The organism is Nonomuraea sp. B5E05 (genome assembly GCF_039880665.1).
Lineage (GTDB): Bacteria > Actinomycetota > Actinomycetes > Streptosporangiales > Streptosporangiaceae > Nonomuraea.
The window spans coordinates 418,667-432,725 of record NZ_JBDPMJ010000004.1 but is presented as its reverse complement, the minus strand read 5'-3'; the positions used below and the strand labels follow the sequence as shown (position 1 = coordinate 432,725).

Below are 14,059 nucleotides of genomic sequence, written 5' to 3'. Positions count from 1 at the left end.
AGGCCGATGCGCACGGGCCGTGGCACCTTGAGCGTGGCCGCCGGTCTGGTGCTGGTGGCTCTCGCGACGGTCGGATACGTCCTGCCACCCGCGTTCGACCCGCCGCCGCTCAAAGCCGATCCAGCTTTCCAGTCGATTCCGGCCCAGCCGGTCGCCGAGCTGAAGCCGGTGGTGGCGACCGCCTCCGTCCGCAGGGAGCAGATCTCGGTCGCGGGCGAGGGGCAGCGCCTGGAGGGGACGCTCCGGGTGCCGCTGACGCCTGGGCGGCATCCGGCGATGGTGTTCGTGTCCGGCTCGGGGAACGGGTCGCGGACCGAGTTCACGCCGCAGGCGGAGTTCCTGGCCATGGCGGGCGTGGTGACGATCGCGTTCGACAAGCGCACGATCGGCTACAACTTCCGCGACCGCGACTTCGGGCTGCTCGCCGACGACGCGCTGCGCATGGTGGAATATCTGCGCACCCTTCCCGAGGTGGATCCTTCGCGCATCGGGCTGTGGGGGGTCAGCGAGGGCGGATGGGTGGTGCCCGTCGCGGCGGCGAAGAGCAGCGCGGTGAAGTTCCTGGTGATGGTGTCCTCGCCGAACGTCTCCCCGCTGCGCCAGGTCGCGTGGGCGCTGAACGAGCAGTTGCTCAGGCTGCACGCCCCGATCGGCGTCCGCGACCTGCTGACCAGGGCGATGGGCGGGGTGGGCTTCGACTTCCTGCGCTACGACGCGATGCCGGCCTTAAGCCAGGTCAGGCAGCCGGTTCTGGCGTTCTACGGCACCACCGACCCCTCGATTCCCTTCGTCGAGTCCACCCAGGCGCTGATCACGGCCATGAAGAAGGCGGGCAACGACGACTACACGATCCGCTTCATGGCGAGTGGCGACCACGCGATGCGGGTCCACGGCGGTGACTTCACCCAGGGTTATCTGGAGACCCTCGCCAACTGGATCATCGGCCTGCCGGGCACCGCCGAGCCGTCGGTGCACATGGCGGGCGCCACCCCGGTCCAGCGGTTCGAGGCCAGCGACGTGCCCGCCGCCCCCTGGTACGCGGGCGGCACGATGCTGGGGCTGACGATCTGCCTGGCCGCCGTCGGCTACGTGGCGGGGCCGGTCGCCGCCATGGTCGTGCGCCTGCGCGGCCGCGCGGGCGTCACCGCCGAGGCCAACGCCCGCCTCTGGCCGCCGCTGCGGCGCAGGCTGAGCAGGATCGCGTGGACGAGCCTCGGCCTGCTGGTGTCGGTGGTGGCTTTCATCACGCTGCTGGTGCTGTTCTCGGTGAACCAGGCGGGCGCCTGGCCCGCCGTGCTGGCCGGCTGGCTGGTCGTGCGGGTGCTGGCGGTGTGGATGCTGGTGCAGGAGGTCACGGCGGTGGCGGCGCTCGTGTCGGCGCTGCGCGAGGGCATGCGGCCGAGCCGCTGGCAGCACGTGGCGATCGCGGGCGTGCTGGGCGGCACCGGCCTGCTGATGGTGGCGGCGGCCTACTACGGGCTCTTCTCGTTCCCGTGGTAGACGAAGGCGTTCATCCAGCGGTCGAGCTCGCCGAACACCTGCTTGCGCACCGGCTCGGCCGACAGCACCAAATCGTGCAGGCCGTCCGCGATGCGCACGCACGTGACGTGCGGACCGACCGAGGTGGACCAGCGGGCCATGTGCCGGGGGTCGAGCACGATGTCGGCCGCGCGCGCCTCGGGAACGAAGTCGCGTACGCGCAGCCCCGTCGCCGAGGTGAGCACGAGCACCGGCACGTCCACCGACAGGCCGGCGTGCAGCCGCCGCTGGGCCCTGCGGATGGCGGCCAGCCACATGGCGTGCACTGAGAAGCCGCCCAGGGGCTTGAGCTCCAGGTCGTAGTCCCATTCGCCCTGCAGGCTGCGGTGCAGCGTCTGCCCGTAGACGGTGCCGGCGCCCAGGGGGAGGACCCAGCGGGTGTAGGACAGGGGCGTCTTGAGCAGGTCGGTGGCCAGGCGCAGCGGCGTGGACACGTTGAGGTCGAAGAACGGGCTGTTGAGCACGAGCCCCTGCACCAGGCCGCGGCCCCGCACCCGGTCGGCCCACAGGGGCGCGATCAGGCCTCCGGTGGAGTGGGCGTTGATCGTCAGCTCGTCGTGGTCCTGCCTGATGATGCGGACGGCCTCGTCGATCTCGGGGAAGTAGTCGGTGACGCTCCTGATCAGGCCCCTGGTCTGGTGGGGCAGCAGTGAGCGGCCGTATTTGCGCAGGTCGAGGGCGTAGAAGTCGATGCCGCGGCTGACGTAGTGCTCGGCCAGGTGGTCCTGGAAGAAGTAGTCGGTGAACCCGTGCAGGTAGAGCACGGCCCTGCGGGTGGGGGTGGTGGCTCTTCTGGCGAGCAGCGTCGCGACGACCGCGCCCTCGAAGTCGTCGGGCAGGGGCAGCACGGTGATCTCGTACACGCTAGACACCATAGGGATCGTCGGGCCACGATGGCACGCCGGGCGGGAGATCCTGGCTGACCGTCATCGGGAATTCGGCGGGCCGTTTCTCCAGGAAGGCGGTCACCCCTTCGACCGCGTCGGGCGCGCCGCCGAGCTCGGTCATGAGCCGGGAGTCGGCCGCGTGCGCCTCCCACGGCGAGGCGGCCGACAGGCCCGACCACATCAGCCTGCGAACGGCGGCCACGGAGACGGCGGAGGTGTTCGCGGCGATCTCCCGAGCCAGCGCGTACGCCGCGGGCAGCAGCTCGTCCGCCGGGTACACCCGCGAGACCAGCCGCCCTTCCAGCGCCTCGGACGCGTGGAAGATCCGGCCGGTGGCCGCCCACTCCATGGCCTGGGCGATGCCGACGATCCTGGGCAGGAACCAGCTGGACGCGGCCTCGGTGACGATGCCGCGCCGCGCGAACACGAAACCGAACCTGGCCGTCTCCGAGGCGAGACGGACGTCCATGGGCAGCGTCATCGTGACCCCGACGCCCACGGCCGGGCCGTTGATCGCGCCGATGACGGGCTTGAGCGACCTGGCGATCCTGAGCGCGACCGTGCCGCCGCCGTCGCGGGGCGCGCCGTTCACGCGTTCCCGCTGCTCGCCGGGCTCGCCGCGGCGCCCGAACGTGTCGCCGCCGCCGCTCAGGTCGGCTCCCGCGCAGAACGCGCGGCCCTCCCCGGTCACCACCACGGCGCGTACGTCGTCGTCCGCGTCGGCCCGGTCGAACGCCTCGATCAGCTCCGCGCGCATGGTGAGGGTGAAGGCGTTGAGGCGTTCGGGTCGGCGCAGCATCACGGTGGCGACACGATCGTCCACCTGGTATCCGATCTCGGTGAAGACCATGAGTAGAATCATATTCGGTTGCTGATGTTCATCCTCCGATAAGGACACATTTCGTATTCGCTGCGTAGGCTGCCGCCTCGATCAGACCTGAGACGGGCCACGTCAGCGGCCCGCCTCGGGCAGCGAACTCCGCGTCTTCGGCGAGCCACACCGGCGGGTCCACCACAAGATGCGGCGATCGCGCCTATGGTGGACATCGCGGGGAAACGGGGAAGGCGTGCGGCAGGCGAAGGAACCGATGAACGCCGGAGCGGTCCTGGGCTGGCTGGTGCTGGGTGCGTTGGCGCCCGGCGCCGCTCATTTGCGCGCCGGATGGCGCAAGACCGGCCTCGTGCTGCTCTCCTGCCACGCCGCCCTGCTGCTGGGCCTGCTCGCCCTGGGCCTGCTGACCGACAACCTGCTCGGCTCGCTGACCGAGAACTCCTGGATGACGGCGATCATCGTCGGCGCGTCCGTGCTGGGCGTGGGGTGGTTCGCCCTCATCGTGCACTCGTTCGTCGTGCTGCGGCCGGGGCGGCTGCCGCAGACGGGGCAGATCGTCACCGGCACGCTCGCGGGACTGCTCGCCGTCATCGTCGTGGTGCCGTTCGGCGTGGTCGCGCAGTTCGTCTGGACCTCGCAGCAGACGCTCGACGGCATCTTCCAGCAGCCCCCCGCCGACGACGGGGCCCCGGAGGCGGCCGAGCCGGAGCCGGAGAACCCGTGGGCGGGCCGGCGCCGGGTCAACATCCTGCTCCTCGGCGGCGACGCCGACGACAACCGGGTCGGCGTGCGCACCGACAGCATGAACCTGGCCAGCGTCGACGTGGAGACCGGCAACACCGTGCTGTTCAGCCTGCCGCGCAACCTGGAGGACGTACGCTTCCGTCCTGGCACGCCGATGGCCGAGCGTTTCCCCGGCGGCTTCCGCCTGCCCGCCGACCCGGGCGGCGGCCGGAGCGACCTGCTCAACAGCGTCTGGGAGTACGCCGACTCGCACCCGGAGATCTTCGGCGGCAAGGAGCACCAGGGCGCCCAGGTGCTGATGGACACGATCGGCTACACCCTCGGCGTCAAGGTCGACTGGTACGCCCTGGTCAACATGTGGGGGTTCGCCCGGCTCATCGACGCCATCGGCGGGGTCACGATCACCGTCGAGAAGGACGTCGTGTTCGGCAGGTACAACGAGGGCCTGGTCAAGGCCGGCACCCGCAAGCTCAAGGGCGCCGACGCGATGTGGTACGCCCGCTCGCGGACGTACAGCGACGACTACACGCGGATGAGCCGGCAGCGCTGCGTGCTCGGCGCCATCCTCGACCAGGCCGACCCGGCGACGGTGCTGACCAGGTTCAACAAGATCGCGCTGGCCACCAAAGAGCTGATCAGGACCGACATCCCGCGGCCGATGCTCAAACACCTGGTGCCGCTCGCGCTGAAGGTCAAGAACGCGAAGGTGTCGAGCGTGCAGTTCGTGCCGCCGCTCATCAACACCGGCTACCCCGACTGGGACAAGATCCGCGACGTCGCCGACAAGGCCATCCGCGACTCGAAGAACACGAAGCCCGCCGTCGCCGCCTCCGCCACCCCGTCGCCGGGACGGGCCGCGAAGACGGGGAAGGCGGACAAGCCCTCGAAGGAGACCACCGAGCCGCCGGCGAAGAAGACCGGCGACGACTCGGACGACCCGGCCAAGGGCCTCACGGACGGCTGCGGCTCCTCCCTGGCGAACGGCTGAGCCGGCGCCCCGGCGGGTGCGGTCAGGGCAGCCTGGTGACGATCCGGCCCACCGGCACGCCGCCGCCCAGCACGTCCACCCGCGCGAACGCGGCCGCCCCGCCGACGTCGCAGCCCATCAGGCGCAGCACCTCCAGCGCGACGGCGGTGGTGGCGCGCGGGCTGCCGTCGATGACCTTCACCGCCACCGAGTGCCCCGACTCCAGCGCCACGACCAGCACACCCTCCGCGCCGCCCTTGGCCAGGGCGCCGGGCAGCGCCCGCATCAGGCCGGTGTTCTGGTGGCCGGTGCCGCCGACGTACTCGGGGTGCTCGCGCATCGCGTCGGCGACCTGGCGCGGCCCGCTCCCCGGCGCGGCGGTCACCAGCCCCCGCACCGCGCGCGCGAGGCCGGTCAGCGTGAGCCCGTACAGCGGCGCCCCGCACCCGTCGATCGCGACGTGCGCGGCCTTCTCCCCCGCCAGTTCCTCGGTGACGGTGCGCACGTGAAGCTGCAGGGGATGCTCGGGAGCCAGGTAGCCGGGCACGTCCCAGCCGACCGCCACGCAGGCGGCGAGCATGGCGGCGTGCTTGCCCGAGCAGTTCATGCGCTCGCGGGAGACGTCCTGGCCCTGCCTGATCAGCTCGTGCATGGTGGGCTGGTCCTCGGGCCACGACGGCGGGCAGGCCAGCGCGCCGGCGCCGAGGCCGTAGTCGTCGAGCAGCTCGCGGACGAGGCGTACGTGGAAGTCCTCGCCCGTGTGGCTGCCCGCCGCGATGGCGAGCCTCGGCCCCGCCAGGGCGGCGCCCGCCGTCAGGCAGGCCAGCGCCTGGAACGGCTTGGCCGACGAGCGCGGCAGCACCGGCGCGTCGACCGGGCCGAACGCCACCTCCGTACGCCCGGAGGGGCCGAGGCCGACGGCGCTGCCGTAGTGCACGCTCTCCACGAACCCCGACCGGATCACTTCGGCGAGCAGGGCGAGTTCAGGCACGTGCGGGTCTCCTTCTGAGCGGGGCGGGCCGGCGGGCCTCCAGCGTGCGGGCCAGCTTGGACAGCGAGGCGTTGACCACTAGGTAGATGAGCGCGACCACGAGGTACGTCTGGATGACCAGGTGGTTGTAGGCGGCCAGGACCTTGCCGCTGTAGAGCAGTTCGCCGTAGCTGACGATGAAGCCCAGCGAGGTGTCCTTGAGCAGGCCGACGGACTGGCTGACGATGGACGGCAGCACGCGCCGGGCGGCCTGGGGCACCACGATCAGCCGCATCGTCTGGAAGCGGGTGAGCCCGACGGCCAGGCCCGCCTCGGTCTGGCCGCGCTCGATCGCGTTGATGCCGGCGCGGAAGATCTCGGCGAAGGCGGCCGCGTTCGAGACGGTCAGTGGCACGACCAGCTTCCAGAACAGCGGCAGGTCCATGCCGTAGCGCGGCAGGGCGAACAGCACGACGTACACCAGCAGCAGGGCCGGGATCGTCCTGACCACCTCGACGTATCCGGCGGCAGGCAGGCGCACCCACCGGCGCGGCGAGAGCCGGCCCAGCGCCAGCAGCAGGCCGAGCGCCATGGACAGCGCCGCGGAGACGACGGCCGCGAGGAAGGTGGACCACAGGCCGTCGAGGAGGTAGCGCCACATGGGCCAGGTGGCGTACGGCTGCCAGCGCGCGGCGTCGAGTTGCCCGTTCGCGGCGAACTGCCGCACGGCCAGGGCGACGAGCGCGACGGCGGCGAGCGTGCCGAGCACGGTCGCGATCCGGATGCGCCTTCTGGCCTTCGGCCCCGGCTCGTCGAAGAGCGCGGTGCTCGTCATCGCGGTGACCGCCTCGGGAGTAGGTGGAGGGTCGTCACCGGAGGATCACCAGCCTCCGTTCGAGCCGCCCGGTGACGAACCCGGCCACGGCGGCGATCAGGGCGTAGGCCACGCCGGCGCCCACGAAGATCAGGATCGGCTGCGCCTCGACGAGGTTGACCCGGTTGGCCGCCGCCGTCAGGTCGACGACGCCGACGGCCGCGGCGAGCGCGGTGTTCATGGTCGTCATGATGAAGATGTTGCCGAGCGGCTGGACGACCGTGCGCAGCGCCTGCGGCAGGATGACGTGCCGCAGCGACTGGCCGAACGTCAGGCCGATCGCCCTGGCGGCCTCGCCCTGGCCCTTCGACACCGAGTTCACCCCCGAGCGCAGGGCCTCGGCGACGTAGGCGCCCTCGTACACCGCGATGACCACGATGGCCGTCTCCAGCAGGCCGGCCTGGATGCCGATCTCCGGCAGGCCGAAGAACGCGAGGACGAGCAGCACGAGCAGCGGCAGGTTCTGGAACGCCTCGACGTAGGCCGTGCCGAGGGCGCGCAGCACCCCGACCGGGCTGACGCGCAGGGCGCAGACCAGCACGCCCAGCACCGCCGCGCCCGCGAAGGACCCGGCGGTGAGCTGGAACGTCACGACCAGTCCCTGCCACAGCTCGGGCAGATGATCCAGCAGGACGGACATCAGGACCCCGGCACGGAGCCGATCCGCGGCGGCTGCGGAGCCTCGCCGGTCACGACGGTGCCGATGGACTTCTTCCAGATCTGCTGCCAGACCCCGGTGTCCTGCGTCTTCTTCAGCCAGTCGTTGAGGAACTTCTTGAACGTGTCGTCACCGTGCTTGAGCCCGATGCCGTAGGGGTCCTCGGTGAACGGCTTCGTGACGATCTCGATCGCCGGGTCGGCCTTGGCGTCGGCGATGAGGATCGTCTCGTCCTGCACGTACGCGACGCCGCGGTCCTGCTTGAGCGCCTGGACGCACTCGGGGTCGCTGCCGAACGTGATGATCTCCGCCTGCGGCGCCAGCTTCTTGATCGCGGGGATCGCCGGGGTGTTCGCGCCCGCCAGGACCTTCTTGCCGTTCAGGTCCTCCGGCTTGGCGATGCCCGTCGTGCCCTTCTTCACCGCGATCGTCAGACCGGAGGTGTAGTAGGGGCCGGCGAACGAGACCTGCTTCGCGCGTTCCTCGGTGATCGTGTACGTCTGGAAGACGACGTCCACGGTGCCGTTGGCGAGCAGCGCCTCACGGGTCTCCGACGCCGAGTTGACGATCTTCACCTTGGGCTCGCCGAGAATGTACGTGGCCAGTGCCTTGCCCATCTCCGCGTCGAACCCCTCGACCTCGCCGGTGACGGGGTTCTGCTGGGAGAGCAGGGGCGCGTCCAGCGAGCCGCCCACGAGGAGCTCGCCGCGCTTCTTGATCTTCTCCATGGTCGAGCCGGGCAGGATCTCGGCCGCCGTCGCGACCGGCGCTTTGGCCAGCACGTCGGGGCCGCTGCTCGGGGACTCGCCCGGCACGGCTGGGCTGCTCGACTCACCGCAGGCCGCCAGGGTTAACACCGCGAGGACGGCGGCGGCGACAAACCTCTTCATGAACAGCTCACTTCCTTCGATATCGAAGATAAGCCGGACCGTAGTAGGAGATTTCGTACTAAGTCAATACGTTGTCGTCTGAAGTCAACGCATGGTAGGTATTTTCACATGAACCAGCGGCTGCCCGTGCAGGGGGCACAGGGTGACCTGCTGCGACTCGTCGCCACCGGCAAAGCCGAGTCACGCGCGGACCTGGCGCGTTTATCCGGCCTGGCCGCGTCCAGCGTGTCGCTGCGGGTCGAGGAGCTCCTCGACGCCGGCCTGCTGGCCGAGGAGGGCTCCGGCACGTCGCGCGGCGGGCGGCGGCCCCGGCTGCTGCGCCTGTCGGACACGGCCGGCGTGCTCGCGGTCGCCGATCTCGGCGCCCACCACGTACGCCTCGGCCTGCTCGACCTCAGCGGCGCCCCGCTCGTGATCGAGGAACGGCCCTGCGAGATCGCCGACGGTCCCCGGGCCACGCTCGACCGCATCGCCGACACCTTCGACGCGCTGCTGGCCGAGCACGTGCCCGCGGCGGTGCCGCTGCGCGGGATCGGCACCGGCATCCCCGGCCCCGTGGACCCGCTCACTCTGCGGGTCGTGACGCCCTCGCGCATGCCCGGCTGGAACGACTTCCCCGTGGCCGAGCACCTTTCCACCCGCTACGACCTGCCGATCCTGGTCGAGAACGACGCCAACCTGATGGCCGCGGGCGAGACACGATGCTGGCCGGACCACCGTAACCTCATGGTCGTCAAGGCCGGCACGGGCATCGGCTGCGGCGTCGTCGTGAACGGCCGCCTGCACAGGGGCCGGGGCGCGGCCGGCGACATCAGCCACGTCCGCGTCCGCTCGGACTCGTCCGTCATCTGCGCCTGCGGCCATCCCGACTGCCTGGAGGCCTACGCCAGCGGCGCCGCCCTGATGGCCGCCCTGTCAGAGGCCGGGATCCCGGTGACCCGCACCGGCGACATCGTGGGCCTGGTCAACGACGCGATCCCCGAGGCGACCAGCCTGGTGCGCAACGCCGGCCGGCGGATCGGCGAGGTCCTCACCGTGCTGGTGAACTTCTTCAACCCGGACGTGGTGGCGGTGGGCGGCAGCCTGTCGGCGGCCGAGCCGCTGATCACCTCGATCCGGGCGGCCGTCTGGGAACGCTGCCTCCCCCTGGCCACCAGGGACCTGGAGGTGGTGCCGGCGCGGGCCGGCCGCGACGCCGCGCTCCTGGGAGCCGGCGCCCTGCTCCTGGAGGCCGCGCTGACCTGACGTGTCACCTGGGCTTCAACCCGCGACGGCGTAGGTCACGGCGCGGTCCTGGCCGAGCCGCGCCCCCTGGCGGAAAGCCGTCGCGAACGCCCTCCCGCCCAGCGCGCGGCGCGCCTGCTCCGTGCACTGCTCGTGCCATGCCGCGTGATACCACAGCCGTTCGGGCGAGGCCCCCATCGCCTGCCACAGCGCGTGGGCCGCGCCCATCAGTTCGGCGGCCCGCCGGTGTTCCTCGCGGGCGCCCGCGATCCACGCCAGCACCTCCAGGCACTGGGTGAGGCACCAGCGGTCGTTGACGTCCCCGGCGAACAGGGCCGCCGACGTCACCAGTGCCTCGGCCCGTCGGCAGTCGCCCAGGTTCCAGCGTGCGACACCGAGCGCCAGCTGGGCGTACGCGCGGGAGACGCGCGTGTGGTGCTTCTCGCAGAGCGCGAGCAGTTCCTCGCCGAACTCGACGGCGCGTCCCGGGTTGCCGACGGAGCCGTACGCGGAGGCGTAGTAGAGGTTGAGCATCACGCCGTCGAGGTTCTCCCCCGCTCGGTGCAGGGCCAGCGACTCCTGCAGCAGCGAGAGCCCGCGCTCGTGGTCTCCGCTGGAGAACGCCGCGACGCCGGCGGTCCTGATGGCGTACGGCAGGACGGCCTCGTTGCCGGGGCGGCGGGCCAGGTCGAGACACTCCCCCAGCCTGGGCAGCGCCATCACGAGATCGCCCTGGCGCAGGGCGAGCATGCTGTCCACCCAGAGCGCCGTCGCGCGGGCCCTGCCGGGCTCCCGCACCAGGTGCAGGCCGCGTTCGAGCCAGTATCTCCCCTCGATGAGCGATCCGGCCAGCAGCCAGTAGCACCACAACGCCGAGGCGGTGTCCAGCCCCACGCGCGTCAGCTCCGGCGTGCTCAGGCACGCTTCGAGTGCGACCCGCACGTTGGGCAGCTCGACCTGCAGCCGCCGGTAGCGTTCGAGCTGGTCGGGCACCATCCGGTCGATCCGGCTGTCCTCCACCAGCCGCCGGTGGTGATCGACGTAGCGCTCGCGCAGCCGGTTCTTCTCGGAGGGCGCCAGCCGCTCGCAGCCGTACGCGCGCAGGCTCTCCAGCATGCGGTACCTGAGCCCGTTCTCCCTGCGGTCGCAGCACAGCACCGACTTGTCCACCAGCCCGGCCAGCAGGTCGAGCACGTCGGCGGCGTCGATCCCGTCGCCGGAGCACACCGACTCGGCGGTGTCCAGGTCGGCCCCGGCGGGGAACATCGACAGCCGGGCCCACAGCCGCTGCTCGGCCGCCGAGCACAGCCCGAAGCTCCATTCCGTGGTCGCGCGCACCGAGTGGTGGCGCGGCAGCGTGGCACAGGTGTCGGCCTCCAGCACGTCGATCGGCTTGTCCAGTTCGCGTATCAGCTGGTCGAGCGACATCGTGCGGAGCCTGGCCACGGCCAGCTCGATCGCCAGCGGCACCCCCTCCAGGCGCTGGGCCAGCCGGGCCACGCGACACGCGTTGTCCGCGGCGAGGGAGAAGCCGGGCAGGACGTCCGCCATGCGGTCCTCGAGCAGGCGGACGGAGTCGTGGCGGGCGATCTCCCCGAGGGGCCGGCCCGGGTCGGGCACGGCCAGCGGCCGCACGGTCAGCACCTGCTCGCCGTAGACACCCAGCGTCTGCCTGCTGGTCACGAGGATGCGCAGCCGGGGAGCGACGCGCAGCAGCCGGGTGACGAAGCGGGCGCAGATCGTGCACAGGTGCTCGCAGCTGTCCAGGACGAGCAACATCCGCTTGCCGGACATGTGGTCCACCAGCACGTTCATCGGGTCGGGGCCCGCGTCGCGCAACCCGAGCGCCGAGGCGACGGCCGGCTCCAGCAGCTCGCCGGTCTCCAGCGTGCCCAGCTCGACCACCCCGACACCGTCGCGGAACGCCCCCTTGACGTGCTCGACGATCTGGAGGGCCAGGCGGGTCTTGCCCACGCCGCCCGCCCCCGTCACCGTGAGCAGCCGTCCGTGGATCAGCGCCTTCCTGGCCATGGCCAGCTCGTGTCTCCGGCCGACGAAGGAGGCTCCGCCGGTCAGCAGGCCGCCGTTGGACTTCATGAGGAACTCCCCGGGTCTCGGTGGTCCTGCTCGCCGACCCAGGCGGCGATCTGGGCCCGTGAGGTGAACCCGAGCTTGTTCAGGATGTGCTCGACATGTCCTTCCGCGGTCCGCTGGGCGATCACCAGCGAGGCGGCGATCGCCTTGTTGCTCATCCCCTGGGCGACGAGCCGGGCGATCTCCGTCTCTCTGCGGGTGAGCGGCGACGAGTCGGCCGCCTGCCTGCCCGGCTGCGGGTCCTCACCCATGGCGTACGCGACCCCGGCGGTGGAGCCGAGCTCGGTGCCCTTGCGGAAGGCGGTGTCGAAGCGCCTTCCGCCGAGGCGTTCCCGCGTGGACGCCTCGCAGGCGTCGTGGTAGTCGGACAGGTTGCCGAACAGCGGTCCGCCGAACGAGCGCCAGTTCTCCTGCGCCGCCCCGAACAGGACGGCGGCGCGCTCGGGTTCGTCCTCGGCCGCCATCCACGCCAGGGCCTCGATGCACAGGGCGATGCCCAGGCGGTCGTCGAAGGGCTGCTTGAGCCGGATGGCCAGGCGCTCCATCCCGACCGCCTCCGCGGTGTCCCCCTGCCGCCACTTCTCGATCCCGAACACCCACAGCGTGTACGACCTGAACCAGTGCTCCCGGCGGGCCTCGCACATCTCCAGGCACTCCTTGAAGTGCGTGACGGCCTGTTCGGAATGGCCGAGGAGCGAGTGCGCGGTGGCGAGGTAGATCAGCGCGTTCACCACGCCCGTCTGGTCGTCCTCGTCGCGGCTGCGCTCCACCGCCTCGCCGAGCATCCTCAGGGCGCCGTCGAGGTCACGCTGGAGCAGGGCCGAGAAGCCGGCGACATAGGCGGACCTGGCCAGGATCGACTCCTCGCCGAGCCGCACGACCAGGCTGTGGCATTCGTCCAGCATGGCCGCCGCCACCGCGAAGTCGCTCTGCAGGACGGCCAGCCTGGCGTCGACGACGAGGGCGCGGGCGCGCGCCGCGCTCGGCTCGTGGTCCACGGCGAGCAGGCGGTCGAGCCAGCTGCGCCCTTCCCGGAACGAGCCCGACGCGATCCAGTAGAAGCGCAGGGCCATGGCGATGTCCAGGCCGGGTTGCGTCTCGCCCGGCGTCGTCAGGCAGAAGTCCAGGGCCGCGCGGATGTTGCCGTGCTCGGCGCGCAGGCGGGCGAACCAGGTCAGCTGGCCGGGGCCGTACCAGGCCTGCAGCGCGCGGTCCACCAGGTCCCTGCACCAGTCGCGATGCCGGAGCTTCAGCTCCTGCTCGCCGCCCGATTCCCGCAACCGGTCGCGGCCGTACTGGCGGATGGTCTCCAGCAGCCGGTACCGCACCGACGAGCCGTGGTCCTCGCGGGCCAGCACCGACTTGCCGACGAGGCCGCTCACCAGGTCGACCATCTCGTCCGGCTCGATGCCGTCGCCGGAGCACACCTGCTCGGCCGCCTCCAGGTCGACGCCTCCGGAGAAGACGGAGAGCCGGGCCCAGAGCAGCTGTTCCTGCTCGGTGCAGAGCCCATAGCTCCAGTCGATCAGCGCCCGCAACGTGCGCTGGCGGGGCATGGCGGTCCGCGCGCCCTTGGTGAGCAGCCGGAAGCGGTCGTCCAGCCGGGCCAGCAACTGGTCGACGGAGATCGCCCTGAGCGACACGGCTGCCAGCTCGATCGCGAGCGGGATGCCGTCCAGCCGCCGGCAGATGCGCGCCACGCTGTCGCCGTTGGCGTCGGTGAGCTCGAAGCCGGGGAGCACGGCGTGGGCGCGGTCGACGAACAGCCGCACCGCGTCCGAGTGCCGCAGCGACGCGGTGGACGGGCGATCGTTGTCCAGGCCGGGCACCACCAGCGGCGGCACGGGCATCGTCAGCTCGCCCATGACGCCGAGAGCCTGCCTGCTCGTCGCGAGGACGCTCAGGCGGGGCGCCGCGCGGATCAGCGTGGCCGCCAGGACCGCGCAGTCGTCCAGCAGGTGCTCGCAGTTGTCGAGGACCACGAGCAGGTGTTTGTCCCGCAGGTGGCCGGTGAGCACGTCGATCGGGGAGCGTACGGACCGGTCCTGGATTCCCAGCGCTTCGCTGACCGTCTGGGCGAGCAGCTCGGGGCTCTCCAGCGCGGCCAGCTCGACCAGCCACACACCGTCGGGGAAGGCGCGCCGCACGTCGCACGCCACCCGCAGGGCCAGCCGGGACTTGCCGACTCCTCCCACGCCGACGAGCGTCACCAGCCTGGACTCGGACAGGAGCCGTTTCACCTCGGCCGCCTCATGCCGGCGGCCCACAAAGCTGTTCAGCTCAGCCGGCAGCCGGCAGTCGTTCGCGATGTTCGACTCAGCCATGGCTTTGATCACCCCAGCGGCCCAGCACTCGCTGAGCCGTCAGTGTCGGACCTCCC

11 protein-coding genes are annotated in these 14,059 nt (G+C 71.5%); 3 read left to right on the top strand and 8 right to left on the bottom strand.

All coding sequences use genetic code 11. The annotated features are described in order from the left end of the window. Nucleotides 1–6 precede the first annotated feature (6 nt). Nucleotides 7–1,500, top strand: coding sequence for a prolyl oligopeptidase family serine peptidase (locus ABGB01_RS10790; protein ID WP_347772850.1), 1,494 nt, complete (start codon nt 7–9; stop codon nt 1,498–1,500). Here ABGB01_RS10790 and ABGB01_RS10785 read toward each other — a convergent pair. Both ABGB01_RS10785 and ABGB01_RS10780 read right to left on the bottom strand, forming a co-directional pair. Continuing rightward, on the bottom strand, nt 1,473–2,402 hold the full coding sequence (locus tag ABGB01_RS10785) for an alpha/beta hydrolase (protein WP_347772848.1): 930 nt from the start codon (nt 2,400–2,402) through the stop codon (nt 1,473–1,475). The two genes, ABGB01_RS10790 and ABGB01_RS10785, sit on opposite strands and share 28 nt — an antisense overlap. A gap of 1 nt (nt 2,403) precedes the next feature. Continuing rightward, complete coding sequence (locus tag ABGB01_RS10780) at nt 2,404–3,276, bottom strand: enoyl-CoA hydratase-related protein (RefSeq protein WP_347772846.1); 873 nt, start codon at nt 3,274–3,276, stop codon at nt 2,404–2,406. Between the two features lie 238 nt (nt 3,277–3,514). On the opposite strand from ABGB01_RS10780, the gene ABGB01_RS10775 reads away from it, so the two are divergent. After that, on the top strand, nt 3,515–4,990 hold the full coding sequence (locus ABGB01_RS10775; RefSeq protein WP_347772844.1) for an LCP family protein: 1,476 nt from the start codon (nt 3,515–3,517) through the stop codon (nt 4,988–4,990). Nucleotides 4,991–5,012: 22 nt separating this feature from the next. Here the strand turns inward: ABGB01_RS10775 and ABGB01_RS10770 are convergent, their stop codons facing one another. The 4 genes from ABGB01_RS10770 to ABGB01_RS10755 are packed head-to-tail and all read right to left on the bottom strand — an operon-like array spanning nt 5,013 to nt 8,361. Next, nucleotides 5,013–5,960 carry an asparaginase gene (locus ABGB01_RS10770; protein WP_347772842.1) on the bottom strand — a complete coding sequence of 316 codons (948 nt, stop codon included), beginning with the start codon at nt 5,958–5,960 and terminating at the stop codon, nt 5,013–5,015. Beyond that, nucleotides 5,953–6,774: an amino acid ABC transporter permease gene (locus ABGB01_RS10765; RefSeq protein WP_347772840.1), complete on the bottom strand. Its 822-nt coding sequence runs from the start codon at nt 6,772–6,774 to the stop codon at nt 5,953–5,955. Before ABGB01_RS10765 ends, ABGB01_RS10770 begins: the two co-directional genes overlap by 8 nt. Nucleotides 6,775–6,808: 34 nt before the next feature. After that, entirely contained in the window at nt 6,809–7,453 is a 645-nt protein-coding gene (locus ABGB01_RS10760; RefSeq protein ID WP_347772838.1) for an amino acid ABC transporter permease, read from the bottom strand. Next, nucleotides 7,453–8,361 (bottom strand): glutamate ABC transporter substrate-binding protein, encoded by a 909-nt coding sequence (locus ABGB01_RS10755; RefSeq protein WP_347772836.1) that lies wholly within the window; start codon nt 8,359–8,361, stop codon nt 7,453–7,455. The genes ABGB01_RS10760 and ABGB01_RS10755 overlap by 1 nt, the downstream gene beginning before the upstream one ends. Before the next feature lie 108 nt (nt 8,362–8,469). Here ABGB01_RS10755 and ABGB01_RS10750 point away from each other — a divergent pair, with 108 nt between their 5' ends. Beyond that, on the top strand, nt 8,470–9,606 hold the full coding sequence (locus ABGB01_RS10750) for an ROK family transcriptional regulator (RefSeq protein ID WP_347772834.1): 1,137 nt from the start codon (nt 8,470–8,472) through the stop codon (nt 9,604–9,606). A 15-nt stretch (nt 9,607–9,621) separates the two neighbouring features. On the opposite strand, the gene ABGB01_RS10745 is transcribed toward ABGB01_RS10750, so the two are convergent. Both ABGB01_RS10745 and ABGB01_RS10740 read right to left on the bottom strand, forming a co-directional pair. Beyond that, nucleotides 9,622–11,682, bottom strand: a complete 2,061-nt coding sequence (locus ABGB01_RS10745) for an NB-ARC domain-containing protein (RefSeq protein WP_347772832.1) — start codon at nt 11,680–11,682, stop codon at nt 9,622–9,624. Next, on the bottom strand, nt 11,679–14,003 hold the full coding sequence (locus ABGB01_RS10740; RefSeq protein WP_347772830.1) for a LuxR C-terminal-related transcriptional regulator: 2,325 nt from the start codon (nt 14,001–14,003) through the stop codon (nt 11,679–11,681). The genes ABGB01_RS10745 and ABGB01_RS10740 overlap by 4 nt, the downstream gene beginning before the upstream one ends. Nucleotides 14,004–14,059: the final 56 nt, after the last annotated feature.

Excerpts from the sequence above, each read along its gene's own strand:
- ABGB01_RS10790 (WP_347772850.1), top strand. The coding sequence starts at position 7 with ATGCGCACGGGCCGTGGCACCTTGAGCGTGGCCGCCGGTCTGGTGCTG.
- ABGB01_RS10780 (WP_347772846.1), bottom strand. The coding sequence starts at position 3,276 with ATGGTCTTCACCGAGATCGGATACCAGGTGGACGATCGTGTCGCCACC.
- ABGB01_RS10775 (WP_347772844.1), top strand. The coding sequence starts at position 3,515 with ATGAACGCCGGAGCGGTCCTGGGCTGGCTGGTGCTGGGTGCGTTGGCG.
- ABGB01_RS10765 (WP_347772840.1), bottom strand. The coding sequence starts at position 6,774 with ATGACGAGCACCGCGCTCTTCGACGAGCCGGGGCCGAAGGCCAGAAGG.
- ABGB01_RS10760 (WP_347772838.1), bottom strand. The coding sequence starts at position 7,453 with ATGTCCGTCCTGCTGGATCATCTGCCCGAGCTGTGGCAGGGACTGGTC.
- ABGB01_RS10755 (WP_347772836.1), bottom strand. The coding sequence starts at position 8,361 with ATGAAGAGGTTTGTCGCCGCCGCCGTCCTCGCGGTGTTAACCCTGGCG.
- ABGB01_RS10750 (WP_347772834.1), top strand. The coding sequence starts at position 8,470 with ATGAACCAGCGGCTGCCCGTGCAGGGGGCACAGGGTGACCTGCTGCGA.
- ABGB01_RS10745 (WP_347772832.1), bottom strand. The coding sequence starts at position 11,682 with ATGAAGTCCAACGGCGGCCTGCTGACCGGCGGAGCCTCCTTCGTCGGC.
- ABGB01_RS10740 (WP_347772830.1), bottom strand. The coding sequence starts at position 14,003 with ATGGCTGAGTCGAACATCGCGAACGACTGCCGGCTGCCGGCTGAGCTG.